Here is a 14,222-nt window from a genome sequence, read left to right as displayed (position 1 = left end):
TGGGGAAGAATAGCAGAGTTTGTAATAAGAAAAGTGCGGTGGAAATTTGCTAAAAATTCAGCAAAAAACCACCGCACTTTTTATTAGTAATAATCAGAATTAATGGGTGCTTGTGCTAGTTGTTGTACGGCTAGCGCGTTTGCGTTCCATTTCAGTGAGTAATTTCTTACGAATACGCACTGATGTTGGGGTAACTTCTACTAATTCGTCATCATCAATAAATTCAATGGCTTGCTCAAGAGAGAAACGCACAGGCGTGGTTAATGCGATAGCATCGTCTTTTCCTGAAGCGCGCATATTGGTGAGTTTTTTCCCTTGTAAGCAGTTTACCGTTAAATCGTTTGAACGGCTGTGAATACCGATGATTTGTCCTTCATACACTTCCACACCGTGATCAATCATCAGCTTACCACGCTCTTGTAAGCCCCATAGCGCATAAGCAAGGGCTTTGCCCGTACCGTTAGAAATTAACACGCCGTTTTTGCGCTGACCGATTTCACCTGGTTTTACATCGTCATAATGGCTGAATGTGGAGTAGAGTAAGCCTGTTCCTGACGTCATTGTCATAAATTCATTACGGAAACCGATTAAACCACGGCTTGGGATAATGTATTCTAAACGGGTGCGTCCTTTGCCGTCTGGAATCATATCTTTCACTTCACCTTTACGGATACCCAAGGCTTCCATTACCGCACCTTGATGTTGTTCTTCAATATCAATGGTTACTTGCTCGAATGGCTCTTGTTTGCGACCGTCTTCTTCTTTAAAGATAACTTTCGGACGTGATACCGCAAGCTCATAGCCTTCACGGCGCATATTTTCGATTAATACAGAAAGGTGCAATTCACCACGTCCTGAAACACGGAATTCATCTGGGTTTTGGGTTTCTTCTACACGCAATGCCACATTATGCACAAGCTCTTTGTTTAAGCGCTCTAAAATTTGGCGTGAAGTGACGAATTTCCCTTCTTTACCACAGAATGGAGAGGTATTTACGCAGAAGAACATCGTTACCGTTGGTTCATCAACACTTAAGGCTGGTAAGGCTTCTACATTGTTTACATCGCAAATGGTGTCAGAAATATTGAGTTCGCCTAAACCGGTGATCGCCACAATATCACCCGCTTGTGCAAGATCTTCTTCATAGCGTTGTAAACCTAAATGGCCTAACACTTGGCCGATTTTGCCGTTGCGTGTTTTGCCTTCGCTATCAATAATGGTTACCGCTTGGTTTGGTTTTACTGTACCACGTTTGATACGACCAATCCCGATTACGCCTACATAGTTGCTGTAATCAAGTTGAGAAATTTGCATTTGGAATGGCGCATCAAGCTCCACTTTTGGCGGTTCAACGTGTTGTACAATGGCTTCAAATAATGGCGTCATATCTTGTGCCATATCTTCGTGTTCTAAGCCTGCCACACCATTTAACGCAGAAGCGTAAATAATAGGGAAGTCGAGCTGTTCGTCTGTGGCGCCAAGATTCACGAATAAATCAAACACTTGATCCACCACCCAATCAGGGCGTGCGCCAGGTCTGTCCACTTTGTTAATTACCACGATAGGTTTTAAGCCGTGAGCGAAAGCTTTTTGCGTTACGAAACGGGTTTGTGGCATTGGGCCGTCAAAGGCGTCCACTACTAACAATACGCTATCCACCATAGAAAGCACGCGTTCTACTTCACCACCAAAATCGGCGTGTCCTGGGGTATCTACAATATTTATACGGTAATCGTTCCAGTTAATTGCGGTATTTTTTGCAAGAATGGTAATGCCACGTTCTTTCTCAAGATCATTGGAATCCATCACGCGTTCGTCCGCGTCTGCACGGCTTGCTTCAAGCGTACCTGACTGCTGTAATAATTTATCAACAAGCGTGGTTTTTCCGTGGTCAACGTGAGCAATAATTGCGATGTTACGCAATTTGTTAATATCAATGGTATCTGTCATTTGAAAAGTCTTTTGTTATCAATAATGATGTTTGAATAACGTGCAATGTTGTTAGCAAGATTGCACGAAAAGGTTGCAGATTATACAACGTTTTGCCACGTTGAGCTATGAATAATTGGAAATAAGTGGATTTCTATCTTTTGGAGAGAATTTCACAAAGTGCGGTGTAAAAATTCCTGATTTTTTTACCGCACTTAAGTGAAATTAAAATCACGCTCGCCCCTTGAATTTTGCAGGTGATGTGATATTTTAGCCAGCGTGCATTAAGCACACAGCATCTCAACTCTAGCAATCATATTTATGAGGATTATCACTATGTCAAATGAAGCGGCCGTTGCCAATGTGTTTAAGTTAATCGAAGAAAATGACATTAAGTTTGTTCTTCTTCGCTTTACCGATATTAAAGGAAAAGAGCACGGCGTATCCTTACCTGTTAACCTAATTGATGAAGATTTATTTGAAGACGGTAAAATGTTTGACGGTTCATCGGTGGAAGGTTGGAAAGCCATTAATAAAGCAGATATGTTATTAATGCCAATCGCTGAAACCGCCGTAGTAGATCCTTTCGCACAAATCCCAACCTTATCCCTTCGTTGCAGTATTTATGAACCAACCACAATGCAAAGCTATGATCGCGATCCACGTTCTATTGCGATCCGAGCGGAAAATTATATGCGCTCAACAGGCATTGCAGACGATGTGTTTTTCGGCCCAGAACCTGAGTTTTTCTTATTTGATGATGTACGTTTTGGTTCGGCAATGAATGGCAATTCTTATGTGGTCGATGATATTGAGGGCGCGTGGAATACCAACAAAATTTATGAAGGCGGCAACAATGGTTATCGTCCACTCACCAAAGGCGGTTATTGTGCGGTTGCGCCAAATGATACCGCGCACGATATTCGTTCAGAAATGTGCTTATTGCTAGAAGAAATGGGCTTGGTGATTGAAGCGCACCACCACGAAGTGGCCACCGCAGGACAAAATGAAATTGCCACCAAATTTAACTCGCTCACCTTAAAAGCAGACGAAACGCAAATTTATAAATATGTGGTGCAAAATGTGGCGGCAGAACACGGCAAAACCGCCTGCTTTATGCCAAAACCTATCACTGGCGATAACGGCTCAGGAATGCACTGTAATATGTCCTTAAGCAAAGACGGCAAAAATATTTTCCAAGGGGATAAATATGCAGGGCTTTCTGAAACCGCACTTTACTACATTGGCGGGATCATCAAACACGCTAAAGCATTGAATGCCTTTACTAACCCTTCAACCAACTCATATAAACGCTTAGTACCAGGTTTTGAAGCGCCTGTATTATTAGCTTACTCAGCAAGTAACCGCTCTGCGTCAATCCGTATTCCAGCGGTAACTAGCCCGAAAGCGATTCGTATTGAAGCGCGTTTTCCAGATCCAATGGCAAACCCATATTTAGCTTTCTCGGCATTATTAATGGCAGGCTTAGATGGTATTGTGAACAAAATTCACCCAGGCGATGCAATGGATAAAAACCTGTATGATTTACCGCCAGAAGAATTAAAAGAAATTCCAGCCGTAGCAGGATCATTGGAAGAAGCATTAAACGCATTGGAAAAAGATTACGAATTCTTGACCCAAGGCGGCGTGTTCAGCAAAGATTTCGTTGATGCCTTTATTGCGATTAAGCGTAAAGAAGTGGAACGTTTAAATATGACCCCACACCCAGTGGAATTTGAAATGTATTATGCGTAAAAGCAAATAGTGCTTAACAGTAAATAAAAAAGAGCGGTTGAAAAATCGCTCTTTTTTAGTTATCAATCAGATTAAGCTTTCACCCCTAAATTCCCAATTTTTACGCCTAAGAATCCTAGCGCCACAGGGTCAAGATATTCGCCTAAAAATTTGAATAATTCGGTTAAATCAGTAAAAGTGCGGTTGATTTTTACTTGATCTTCCACTTTGCGGGTGAATTCATAGGTGATCTTTTCTCCGTCAATATGGGCATCAAGCGTAATATAAATTTTCTCAAAAAAATGACTGTGCGCGCCTTCCTCACCGGGATCGCTAATTCGTACGTTCCATTCGTTGCTAAATAAACATTCTGTTCTGATTGACATAATGACTTCCTCTATTTGCTATTTTTGTTAAGAAAAACCCGATTATAAAATCTTTGTTGCCAAAAATTTGATAATCGGGCTTTTCAAAATATTTCCCTTGATGCTTTGCCTTACGCTGGTAACTGCCTTTGCCTTTTCGCTTTTTCTCGATGCGTTGACGAAATAATTTGTCGGATAATAATGCCTGAATAGCGTTATCACGAATTGTCCCTTTGTTATGCTGATAGGCGGTGCAACCTTGCACGTCAGCAAGGGGCGCAAAAGCGTTTTTCTTTTTCATTGTTGCCTCTAATCGAATTAAAAATACTTGTTAAAAATAATGCCCTATTTTGGGCGGGCATTATTATAACGAAGAAATTATAAAATTGCTAAAACACTTTCTGGTGGGCGGCCAATTTTCGCTTTTTCGCCATTCACCACAATAGGGCGTTCAAGCAAGGCAGAATGTTGTGCGATAGCCTCCAACAGCTGATTTTCGGTGAGTTCAAGATTATCAAGCTGCAAAGTGCGGTATAAATCGTCCTTAGTTCTCATCATTTCGCGCACGCTGTTAAGCAGCAACTTTTGTACGAGCTGTTGTAAGAAGTCAACGGAATATTGCTTTTCTAAATAAAGCTCGATCTCTGGCTCAATTCCTTGCTGTTGTAATAAGGCAAGGGTTTCGCGACTTTTGGAACAACGCGGGTTGTGATAAATTTTAACAGTCATAGAAAATTCCTTGTATTAAATCAGTCTCATTTTACCTTATAATCAGCACAAATTCTCGCCGAAAGGAGCTTTTATGTTAGAAATGTTGAAAAATTGGTATAAGCGCCGATTTAGTGATCCGCAGGCAATGGCATTACTCGCCATTTTGCTGTTTGGCTTTATCGCCATTTATTTTTTTAGTGATTTACTTGCGCCGTTATTGGTGGCCATCGTACTGGCTTATTTGCTGGAAATGCCAATCCGCGTGTTAAATGAAAAACTCAAATTCCCCCGCTTACTAGCCACCATTTTAGTGCTTGGCGGCTTTATTAGTATTGTGCTGATTATCGCACTGGTACTCATTCCAACACTGGTTAATCAAACTATTAACTTGTTTAGCGAATTGCCACATATGTTTAATTCGCTCAATGACTGGCTACTTTCCTTGCCTGAGCATTATCCTGAAGTGGTGGATTACCAAATGATTGACAGCTTCTTCACCAGCGTGAAAAGCAAAATTTTAGGCTTTGGTGAATCAGCGCTCAAACTCTCGATTTCGTCTATTATCAGCCTTGTGAGCCTAGGCATTTACGCTTTCCTTGTGCCATTAATGGTATTTTTCTTATTGAAAGATAAACAAGAATTACTCACTTACATCAGTGGATTTTTACCACGCAACCGCAAACTGGCCGATAAAGTTTGGCAAGAAATGCAAAAACAAATCGCCAATTATATTCGCGGCAAAATTATTGAAATTCTAGTAGTTGGCGTGATTACTTATGCAATCTTCCTGTTTTTCGATCTGCGTTATGCCTTGTTGCTCGCCGTTGCCGTGGGGCTATCCGTGCTAGTGCCTTATGTGGGCGCGGTGTTAGTAAGCATTCCTGTGGCGTTAGTGGCAATGTCGCAATTCGGCATTACACCGACTTTCTGGTCATTAATCGCCGCATATGTGATAAGTCAAATTTTAGACGGAAACTTACTCGTGCCATTTTTATTCTCTGAAGCGGTAAACCTTAATCCGCTGACCATTATTGTCGCCGTACTGATTTTCGGTGGATTATGGGGCTTCTGGGGCGTGTTCTTTGCGATTCCACTTGCAACCTTAGTTAAAGCCGTAGTGCATTCTTGGCCTTCCGATGAAAGTGCGGGACAAAATTAAGGGATTTTTATCTCAAAAGCACCCATACAAAAGTGCGGTGAAAATTTTTTGACTTTTTATTTGCATAGTTATGCAAAAAACATTAATATTATTTCAACTTTAAATCTAGAGCTAACAACAAAAATGACCATTAGTGTAAAAAATCTCAATTTTTTCTACGGTTCATCGCAAGCCCTGTTTGACATTAACCTAACGGCGGAAGATGGGGATACCGTGGTTTTATTAGGGCCAAGTGGTGCGGGGAAAAGTACGCTGATTCGCACCTTAAACTTATTAGAAGTGCCAAAGTCTGGTGAGTTGGTGATTGCCAACAATAAATTTGATCTTTCTGCGGCAACGGCAAATCCAAAACAAATGCGTCAATTACGCCAAGATGTGGGAATGGTATTCCAGCAATACAATCTATGGCCGCATTTAACGGTTATTGAAAATTTAATCGAAGCGCCCGTAAAGGTGCTTGGATTAGATAAAGAAACGGCAAAAAAACAAGCCCTTGAATTGCTTGCCCGTTTACGTTTAGAAGAATTTGCTGATCGCTTTCCATTGCATCTTTCTGGTGGACAGCAACAGCGTGTGGCGATTGCCCGAGCATTAATGATGAAACCGCAAGTTTTATTATTTGATGAACCAACCGCAGCGCTTGATCCTGAAATTACGGCGCAAGTGGTATCCATTATTCAGGAATTACAAGAAACGGGCATAACCCAAGTAATTGTGACCCACGAAGTTTCTGTGGCACAGAAAGTGGCAACCAAAGTGGTGTATATGGAAAAAGGCCATATCATCGAAATGGGCGATGCAAACTGTTTTATGCAGCCAAAAACGGAACAATTTAAACAATATTTATCTCATTCACATTAAGGAATTACACAATGAAAAAATTACTTTTAGCAACCCTTTTAGCAAGTTCAGCGGCAATGGCGCAAGCACAAGATATTACTTTTGCAATGGAACCAAGCTATCCGCCATTTGAATTAACCAATGAAAAAGGCGAAATCGTTGGTTTTGATGTGGATATTGCCAATGCAATTTGTAAAGAAATCGAAGCCACTTGTCATTTTAAAAGCCAAGCTTTTGACGCGTTAATTCCAAGCTTAATTAAAGGCCGTGGGTTTGATGCTGCAATTTCAGCTATTGATATTACCGAAGCTCGCGCAAAACAAGTGGCATTCAGCCAACCTTACTACGAAAGCTCAGCAAGTTTCATCGCAGTAAAAGGAAAAGCAGATTTAGCTACGGCGAAAACCGTGGGTGTGCAAAATGGGACAACTTACCAACAATATGCTAACGCAGAAGCTAAACAATACACTGCTAAATCTTACGCAAGCCTGCAAGATGCCATTCTTGACTTAAAAAACGGGCGTATTGATTTGATCTTCGGTGATACTGACGTATTGCGTGATATGTTCGAGAAAAACCCTGAATTAACTTTCGTGGGCGAGCGTGTTACGGATAAACGTTACTTCAACAACGGTTTAGGTATCGCAGTAAATAAATCTAACACTGCTTTAGTAGAAAGCCTAAACAAAGGTATCGAAGCCATTAAAGCAAACGGCGAATACCAAAAAATTTACGATAAATGGATGACTAAATAATCGCTATGTTTGTGGATTATCTTCCTTTAATGTACACCGCAACCCTAATGACCTTAGGGTTAGCGGTGTGTTCCTTATTATTAGGGCTCGTTTTATCGCTCATTTTTGTTAGCCTAGAAATGAGCAAATGGCAATGCGTGCGTAAACCGAGCGCCGTTGTCATCACCCTTTTGCGTGGCTTGCCTGAAATTTTGGTGGTTTTCTTAATTTATTTTGGCATTCCTGAAGTGTTGGAATTAATCACTGGAAAATATTTGGAACTTAGCCCATTCTTTTGTGGGGTGTTGGCGTTATCCATTATTTTTGCCGCCTATGCTTCGCAATCCTTGCGTGGCGCCATTCAAGCCATTCCCCTTGGGCAATGGGAATCAGGCGCAGCCCTTGGTTTAAGCCGTAGCTACACCTTTTTGCATATCATTATGCCGCAAGTTTGGCGACACGCCTTACCGGGCTTGAGCAATCAATGGTTAGTGTTATTAAAAGATACCGCCCTCGTTTCATTGATTGGGGTACACGATTTAATGCGTCAAGCGGAATTAATTAACACAAGAACCCACGAACCTTTCACTTGGTATGGCTTTGCTGCATTGATGTATTTAGTAATTACGCTTATCAGCCAAGTGCTAATCCGTAAGCTCGAATGGCGTTTTACCCGCTTTGAAAGAGGAGTGGAATAATGATTCACGATTATTTCATCACCATCGCACAGGGGATTCCAACAAGTCTATTGCTTACGGTTTCGGCGCTCTTTTTTGCGTTTATTTTGGCCATTGCTTTAACCTTTATTCTTGCGATGGAAAATAAACTGCTAAAAAGTGCGGTGAATATTTTCCTAACTTTATTCACTGGCACGCCACTATTAGTGCAATTTTTCTTAATTTATTACGGCCCAGGACAATTCCAATGGATCGTAGAAAGCCCCGCGTGGGCGTTATTGTCTAATGCGTGGTTTTGCGCAATGCTCACCCTTGCGCTAAACAGTGCGGCTTATTCTACACAATTATTTTACGGCGCAGTGAAAGCGATCTCAAAAGGACAATGGGAAAGTTGTGCAGCGCTTGGCTTAAGCCGTTGGCAAACACTGAAAATCTTAATTCCTTATGCCTTAAAACGCGCCTTGCCGTCTTACAGCAATGAAATTATTTTGGTATTTAAAGGCACATCGCTTGCTTCAACCATTACCATTTTAGATATTATGGGCTACGCAAGACAGCTTTACGGCACAGAATATGACGCACTCACCATTTACGGCATCGCAGGTGTCATCTACCTTGCAATTACAGGCATCGCCACATTATTACTACGCAAACTAGAAAATAGAGTGTTGGTGTTTGAAAGATTGGAAGTGGAGCGTTCTTAGTATTTAAATAGTAAGGATAAGATATTTTTTATCCCTTAAATTTTGTTGAGAATTACCTGAAAACAATATGATTGCATAAAAAAATCGCCCGATAGCTAAGGGCGATTTTTTATAGTCTAAACTACTAATTGGAGAAATTATAAACTTTCAGTGAAAGTACGAGTGATTACATCACGTTGTTGTTCTGGGGTTAATGAGTTGAAACGTACTGCATAACCAGAAACACGGATGGTTAATTGTGGATATTTTTCAGGGTTTTTCACCGCGTCTTCTAAAGTTTCACGGCGTAAAACGTTTACGTTTAAGTGCTGACCACCTTCAACTTTTACTGTTGGGGCAACATTTACTGGTAATTCACGATATTCGATTTGACCTAATTCGCTTACTGCTACGATTTGATCTTCTGCGAAATCACCTTTTGCACATAAACAACGTGCTTCACCTTTTTCACTGTCTAATAACCAAAATGAATTTAATAAGTTATCATTTGCAGCTTGAGTGATTTGGATACCTTTAATCATAAGAACTCCTAAATTTGTTTGTTAATTAATCATAAGTTGGTAGGGATTTTATCAAAAAATTTGACCAATTCAATTATTTTGATATGGATCAGATTGAATTTATCAAACAAAAATAGCTAAATTGATACATATCAAAAATAAAATAAATTCATCATTTTAAATTTAACAATTATTTAACATTTTTATAAAGATTAGTTAAACATTAAATTGGAATAGAGGCTGTTAATTTGAGGTGAGGTTCTTTATAATCTTAGCCTAGGTTTAACGCTGAGGAAAACAAAATGAAAACGTGGAAAGATGTGATTGGTGGCGAGAAAAGCCAGCCCTATTTTCAGCAAATCTTACAGCAAGTCCAGCGTGAAAAAGCGGCAGGCAAAATTGTCTATCCGCCGAGCAATGAGATTTTCAATGCCTTCAAATTAACCGAGTTTGATCAAGTGAAAGTGGTGATTTTAGGGCAAGATCCTTACCACGGGCCAAACCAAGCGCACGGTCTATCTTTTTCGGTGAAACCTGGTATTGCGCCACCACCCTCGTTAGTCAATATTTATAAAGAATTAGCCAATGATGTGGGCTTTCAAATTCCTCAGCACGGTTATTTAGTGAGCTGGGCAGAACAAGGTGTGCTGCTGTTAAATACGGTTTTAACCGTGGAACAAGGCAAAGCCCATTCCCATTCAAACTTTGGTTGGGAAACTTTTACCGATCGGGTGATTGCCGCCTTAAATGAACAACGCGAAAATCTTGTTTTTCTCTTATGGGGCAGCCACGCGCAGAAAAAAGGGCAATTTATTGATAGACAAAAACATTGCGTGCTAACTGCGCCACACCCTTCGCCCTTATCGGCACATCGCGGATTTCTCGGTTGCAAGCATTTTTCGCAAACGAACGCCTATTTACAACAGCATCAATTAGCGCCGATAGAATGGCAACTGCCCTTAACGCTTTAAAGAATTTATAAGGATTTCATTATGTTAGCAATTATCTCTCCCGCCAAAACTCTTGATTTTGAAAGTGCGGTGGAAAAATTTGACGTTTCTCAGCCTGATTTAACGGAATATAGCGAGCAGCTGATTGAGATTTGTCGTCAGCTTGCGCCGCAAGATGTTGCATCTTTAATGTCCATTAGCGATAAATTAGCCGCATTAAATGTGGCACGTTTTGCTGAGTGGAATAAGGATCACAATGAACAAAACTCGCGCCCTGCGATTTTTGCGTTCAAAGGTGATGTTTATACGGGGCTAGATGCCACGCATTTATCCCGTGATGATATTTTATTCGCCCAGCAACACTTGAGAATGCTATCGGGCTTATATGGTCTGCTACGTCCTTTGGATTTAATGCAGCCTTATCGTTTAGAAATGGGAACAAAATTAGCCAACCCGAAAGGCAAGGATTTGTATCATTTTTGGGGCAATATTATCACCGCGGCGGTGCAACAAGCCTTGGATCAGCAAGGGGATAATGTGTTGGTCAATCTTGCCTCCGATGAATACTATAAATCCGTTAAGGAAAGTGAGCTGAAGGCGCATATTGTAAAGCCAGTCTTTTTAGATAATAAGAATGGTAAATATAAAGTGATCAGCTTTTATGCGAAAAAAGCACGCGGTTTAATGTGTCGTTACATCATTCAAAATCGCCTCACTCAAGTGGAACAATTAAAAGAGTTCGATCTCGGTGGCTACTGGTTTGACGCCACTTCATCAACGGAAAAGGAATTCGTGTTTAAACGGGATTTAAGTGAATAAAATGAAACAATTACTTCCATGGATTGTAAAACAAAAAAGTGCGGTACAAAAAATTGTGATTTTTTCCACCGCACTTTGGCTGACTGCTTGCACCACTTCCCCACAACTTTCAGTGGAGCAACAGATCCAGCATAATGATAAAACCTATTATCTCGCCTCGCAGCAAGATTTAGGAACCATTGCGCGTTACGTTTATGTGCCAAAAGGTGAAAGCGCGGAGCAATGGCATAGTGCCATCGAATTATTGCAAGATCGCAATAAGGATAAGCTCTCTTTAAAAGATCGCATTGGCTTGCGCAAACGGGTTTATCGAAATACTGGCGTAGAGCATTTTGATATTTATAGTAAAAAAAATGAGCTGTTTGCCTTTGTGATTTACGATCCGACCGAACAAAATCCTGATTGGCAAGTAAATGTAGCGCGGGGTAAAGAGATTCCATTTTGTGGTTTTGTGCAATATCAATATTCTGTGAAAATTGCCAAAGATCGCAAATTAATGAATATGAAACACAACCGAGTAATTCGTTATTTGAAGAAATATGTGGTGGATAAAGAAATGCAAAAATTAAACAATGGGCATTTCACTTGGAGCTGTAATCCCTAATGCAAGAAGTCTATTCTAAACAGGTGAAACGGGCAGCGAATTGTGCCATTTTCACCGCGTTACTGTTAATTTTAATCAAAGGCTTTGCGTGGTGGAAAACGGATTCCGTCAGTATGCTAGCGTCCATTACGGATTCCACGCTGGATTTATTAGCCTCTTTTATGAATATGCTGATCTTGCGTTTTGCCCTAATGCCTGCGGATCACAACCATTCTTTTGGACACGGCAAAGCGGAATCACTTGCTTCGCTCATTCAAAGTGCGTTTATTTCTGGTAGTGCGATCTTCCTTTTATTACAAGGGATTTACCGTTTAACTTCACCGCAGCCGTTAAATCAAACCTATCTCGGCATTATAGTTACGCTGTTTTCCATTGTGGCAACCTTGCTTCTGGTGCTGTATCAAAGCCATATCATCAAGCAAACCGATAGCCCTGCGATTAAGGCGGATCGCTTGCACTATCAAACAGATTTGCTGATGAACATTGCCATTTTATGTTCTTTAGGGTTGAGCTTATGGGGTATGCTGTGGGCTGATGCAATTTTTGCTATTGTAATTGCTTTATATATTTTATGTAATGCGGCAAAAATGTTTTACGATGCTATTCAGTTATTGCTCGATCAAGCCTTGCCGCTAGAAGAAATTACGCAAATTGAACAGGTAATTCAATCGCAGCCGAATATTTTAGGCTTTCACGATTTGCGTACTCGCCGTTCAGGGGCAATTCGTTTTATTCAATTTCATTTGGAACTCGATGATCACCTTTCTTTTGTAGAGGCGCATCAAATCACCGATCATCTAGAACAGCGTTTACGCCAATGTTTTCCCCGCGTGGATATAGTAATTCATCACGAACCAACCAGCGTGGTGCAGATTGAACAAGCTCAAGCTGATAGCTTACAGCCAAATACTTAACCTAAATCAAAATGTGATAGAATTCACAAAATTTTTCTAGAGCAGGTTTTGCGAATAGTGTAAGCTACGCACAGTTTTTATATTATTAACTTTGAATAAAGGTATTAACGATTATGATTAAAAAAATTGCCGTATTAACAAGTGGTGGGGACGCCCCTGGAATGAATGCTGCGATCCGTGGCGTGGTTCGTTCAGCCTTAGGCGAAGGCTTAGAAGTTTATGGTATCTATGATGGTTATCACGGACTTTATCACAATAAAATCAAACAATTAACACGTTATAGCGTATCAGATATTATTAACCGCGGCGGAACATTCCTTGGTTCAGCACGTTTCCCAGAATTTAAAAAACCAGAAGTGCGGGCGAAATGTGCGGAAATTTTACGTTCCCACGGTATTGATGCGCTCGTTGTTATCGGCGGAGACGGTTCTTATATGGGCGCAAAATTGCTCACCGAAGAACACGGCTTCCCTTGCGTGGGTATTCCCGGCACGATTGATAACGATGTGGCAGGCACAGACTACACCATCGGCTATCAAACCGCATTAGAAACGGCGGTAACGGCTATTGACCGTTTGCGTGATACCTCAAGTTCGCACCAACGTATTTCAATCGTGGAATTAATGGGCAGACATTGTAGCGATTTAACCATTTCTGCGGGGATTGCAGGTGGCTGTGAATACATTGTTGCGTCTGAAGTGGAATTTGACCGCGAAGCATTAATTCAACAAATCGAACGTAGTATTTTGAGAGGTAAACGCCACGCAATCATTGCAATGACAGAGCATATTTGTGATGTGAATGAGTTAGCCAAAGAAATTGAAGCCCGTGTAAAACACGAAACACGTGCGACGATTTTAGGGCATATCCAACGTGGTGGTACCCCTTGCGCCTTTGACCGTATTTTAGCTTCTCGTATGGGTGTTTATGCAGTAGATCTGCTTTTACAAGGCAAAGGTGGCTACTGCGTGGGTATTCAAAACGAACAACTTGTTCATCACGATATTATTGACGCAATTAATAATATGCGCCGTGAATTTAAAGCTGACTGGCTCAAAATGGCAGCCCGTTTGGATTAATTTTCTATTTTTTATGCTTATAAAAAAGAGCCAATTTTTATTGGCTCTTTTGTTTTAGAAAATCACAAAATTACTCTACTCTTGGGCAAATTTCTTCGCCAGCAAAGAAATAGGCAATTTCACGGGCGGCGCTTTCTGGGCTATCAGAGCCGTGAACGCAGTTTTGTGTTTTGCTTAAAGCAAATTCTTTGCGCAATGTGCCTTCATCGGCTTCTTCAGGGTTGGTTTTGCCCATTAAAGTGCGGTAGCTTTTTATCGCATTTTCTTTTTCTAGCACCGAAACCACCACTGGCGCGGAAGTCATATATTTCACCAAATCATCAAAAAATGGCTTTCCTTGATGTTCCGCATAAAACCCTTCTGCTTGTGTTTGCGTTAAATGCACCATTTTCATTGCGATGATGTGAAACCCTTCACTTTCTAAGCGGTTGAGAATTTTGCCAATTAAATTACGCTCTACCGCATCAGGTTTAATAATGGATAATGTCCGCTCCACGCTTTCC

Annotated in this window: 17 protein-coding genes; 11 read left to right on the top strand and 6 right to left on the bottom strand. The window is 40.9% G+C overall.

Annotated features, from left to right (window positions below; genetic code table 11):
- Positions 1–99 precede the first annotated feature (99 nt).
- The gene (typA, locus tag ACNAV8_RS03620) at positions 100–1,950 is read right to left on the bottom strand and encodes a translational GTPase TypA (RefSeq protein WP_103854982.1); all 1,851 of its coding nucleotides are present in this window, start codon (positions 1,948–1,950) and stop codon (positions 100–102) included.
- Positions 1,951–2,265: 315 nt separating this feature from the next.
- Here typA and glnA point away from each other — a divergent pair, with 315 nt between their 5' ends.
- Positions 2,266–3,684 (top strand): glutamate--ammonia ligase, encoded by a 1,419-nt coding sequence (glnA, locus tag ACNAV8_RS03615; protein WP_103854983.1) that lies wholly within the window; start codon positions 2,266–2,268, stop codon positions 3,682–3,684.
- Positions 3,685–3,755: 71 nt separating this feature from the next.
- Here the strand turns inward: glnA and ACNAV8_RS03610 are convergent, their stop codons facing one another.
- From ACNAV8_RS03610 to arsC, 3 genes are all read right to left on the bottom strand, one after another.
- Complete coding sequence (locus ACNAV8_RS03610) at positions 3,756–4,049, bottom strand: DUF5377 domain-containing protein (protein WP_103853438.1); 294 nt, start codon at positions 4,047–4,049, stop codon at positions 3,756–3,758.
- Positions 4,021–4,329, bottom strand: a complete 309-nt coding sequence (locus ACNAV8_RS03605) for an alternative ribosome-rescue factor A (RefSeq protein ID WP_103854704.1) — start codon at positions 4,327–4,329, stop codon at positions 4,021–4,023. Before ACNAV8_RS03605 ends, ACNAV8_RS03610 begins: the two co-directional genes overlap by 29 nt.
- A 77-nt stretch (positions 4,330–4,406) precedes the next feature.
- Entirely contained in the window at positions 4,407–4,757 is a 351-nt protein-coding gene (gene arsC / locus ACNAV8_RS03600; RefSeq protein WP_103854705.1) for an arsenate reductase (glutaredoxin), read from the bottom strand.
- Between the two features lie 73 nt (positions 4,758–4,830).
- On the opposite strand from arsC, the gene ACNAV8_RS03595 reads away from it, so the two are divergent.
- The 5 genes from ACNAV8_RS03595 to artM all read left to right on the top strand — a co-directional run bounded on the left by ACNAV8_RS03595 (position 4,831) and on the right by artM (position 8,853).
- The gene (locus tag ACNAV8_RS03595; protein ID WP_103853435.1) at positions 4,831–5,898 is read left to right on the top strand and encodes an AI-2E family transporter; all 1,068 of its coding nucleotides are present in this window, start codon (positions 4,831–4,833) and stop codon (positions 5,896–5,898) included.
- Positions 5,899–6,021: 123 nt separating this feature from the next.
- Complete coding sequence (gene artP / locus ACNAV8_RS03590) at positions 6,022–6,759, top strand: arginine ABC transporter ATP-binding protein ArtP (RefSeq protein ID WP_415777224.1); 738 nt, start codon at positions 6,022–6,024, stop codon at positions 6,757–6,759.
- An 11-nt stretch (positions 6,760–6,770) separates the two neighbouring features.
- Complete coding sequence (locus tag ACNAV8_RS03585; RefSeq protein ID WP_103853430.1) at positions 6,771–7,493, top strand: lysine/arginine/ornithine ABC transporter substrate-binding protein; 723 nt, start codon at positions 6,771–6,773, stop codon at positions 7,491–7,493.
- A 5-nt stretch (positions 7,494–7,498) separates the two neighbouring features.
- On the top strand, positions 7,499–8,170 hold the full coding sequence (gene artQ / locus ACNAV8_RS03580) for an arginine ABC transporter permease ArtQ (RefSeq protein ID WP_103853429.1): 672 nt from the start codon (positions 7,499–7,501) through the stop codon (positions 8,168–8,170).
- Positions 8,170–8,853, top strand: a complete 684-nt coding sequence (gene artM / locus ACNAV8_RS03575; RefSeq protein ID WP_103854706.1) for an arginine ABC transporter permease ArtM — start codon at positions 8,170–8,172, stop codon at positions 8,851–8,853. Before artQ ends, artM begins: the two co-directional genes overlap by 1 nt.
- Before the next feature lie 137 nt (positions 8,854–8,990).
- On the opposite strand, the gene grcA is transcribed toward artM, so the two are convergent.
- Positions 8,991–9,374, bottom strand: coding sequence for an autonomous glycyl radical cofactor GrcA (grcA, locus tag ACNAV8_RS03570; RefSeq protein WP_103854707.1), 384 nt, complete (start codon positions 9,372–9,374; stop codon positions 8,991–8,993).
- Between the two features lie 281 nt (positions 9,375–9,655).
- On the opposite strand from grcA, the gene ung reads away from it, so the two are divergent.
- From ung to pfkA, 5 genes are all read left to right on the top strand, one after another.
- A complete protein-coding gene (ung, locus tag ACNAV8_RS03565) occupies positions 9,656–10,324 on the top strand; it encodes a uracil-DNA glycosylase (protein WP_103854708.1) in 669 nt (222 codons plus the stop codon).
- 21 nt (positions 10,325–10,345) lie between these two features.
- On the top strand, positions 10,346–11,122 hold the full coding sequence (yaaA, locus tag ACNAV8_RS03560) for a peroxide stress protein YaaA (protein ID WP_103854709.1): 777 nt from the start codon (positions 10,346–10,348) through the stop codon (positions 11,120–11,122).
- A 1-nt stretch (position 11,123) separates the two neighbouring features.
- On the top strand, positions 11,124–11,726 hold the full coding sequence (locus ACNAV8_RS03555) for a hypothetical protein (protein WP_103854710.1): 603 nt from the start codon (positions 11,124–11,126) through the stop codon (positions 11,724–11,726).
- Positions 11,726–12,640, top strand: coding sequence for a cation diffusion facilitator family transporter (locus tag ACNAV8_RS03550; RefSeq protein WP_103854711.1), 915 nt, complete (start codon positions 11,726–11,728; stop codon positions 12,638–12,640). The genes ACNAV8_RS03555 and ACNAV8_RS03550 overlap by 1 nt, the downstream gene beginning before the upstream one ends.
- A gap of 113 nt (positions 12,641–12,753) precedes the next feature.
- Complete coding sequence (pfkA, locus tag ACNAV8_RS03545; RefSeq protein WP_103854712.1) at positions 12,754–13,719, top strand: 6-phosphofructokinase; 966 nt, start codon at positions 12,754–12,756, stop codon at positions 13,717–13,719.
- 70 nt (positions 13,720–13,789) lie between these two features.
- On the opposite strand, the gene ndk is transcribed toward pfkA, so the two are convergent.
- Entirely contained in the window at positions 13,790–14,215 is a 426-nt protein-coding gene (ndk, locus tag ACNAV8_RS03540) for a nucleoside-diphosphate kinase (RefSeq protein ID WP_103854713.1), read from the bottom strand.
- Between the last annotated feature and the right edge of the window lie 7 nt (positions 14,216–14,222).

It is taken from the genome of Avibacterium endocarditidis, from assembly GCF_965138825.1.
GTDB lineage: Bacteria > Pseudomonadota > Gammaproteobacteria > Enterobacterales > Pasteurellaceae > Avibacterium > Avibacterium endocarditidis.
This window is presented reverse-complemented; position numbering and strand designations above follow the sequence as displayed.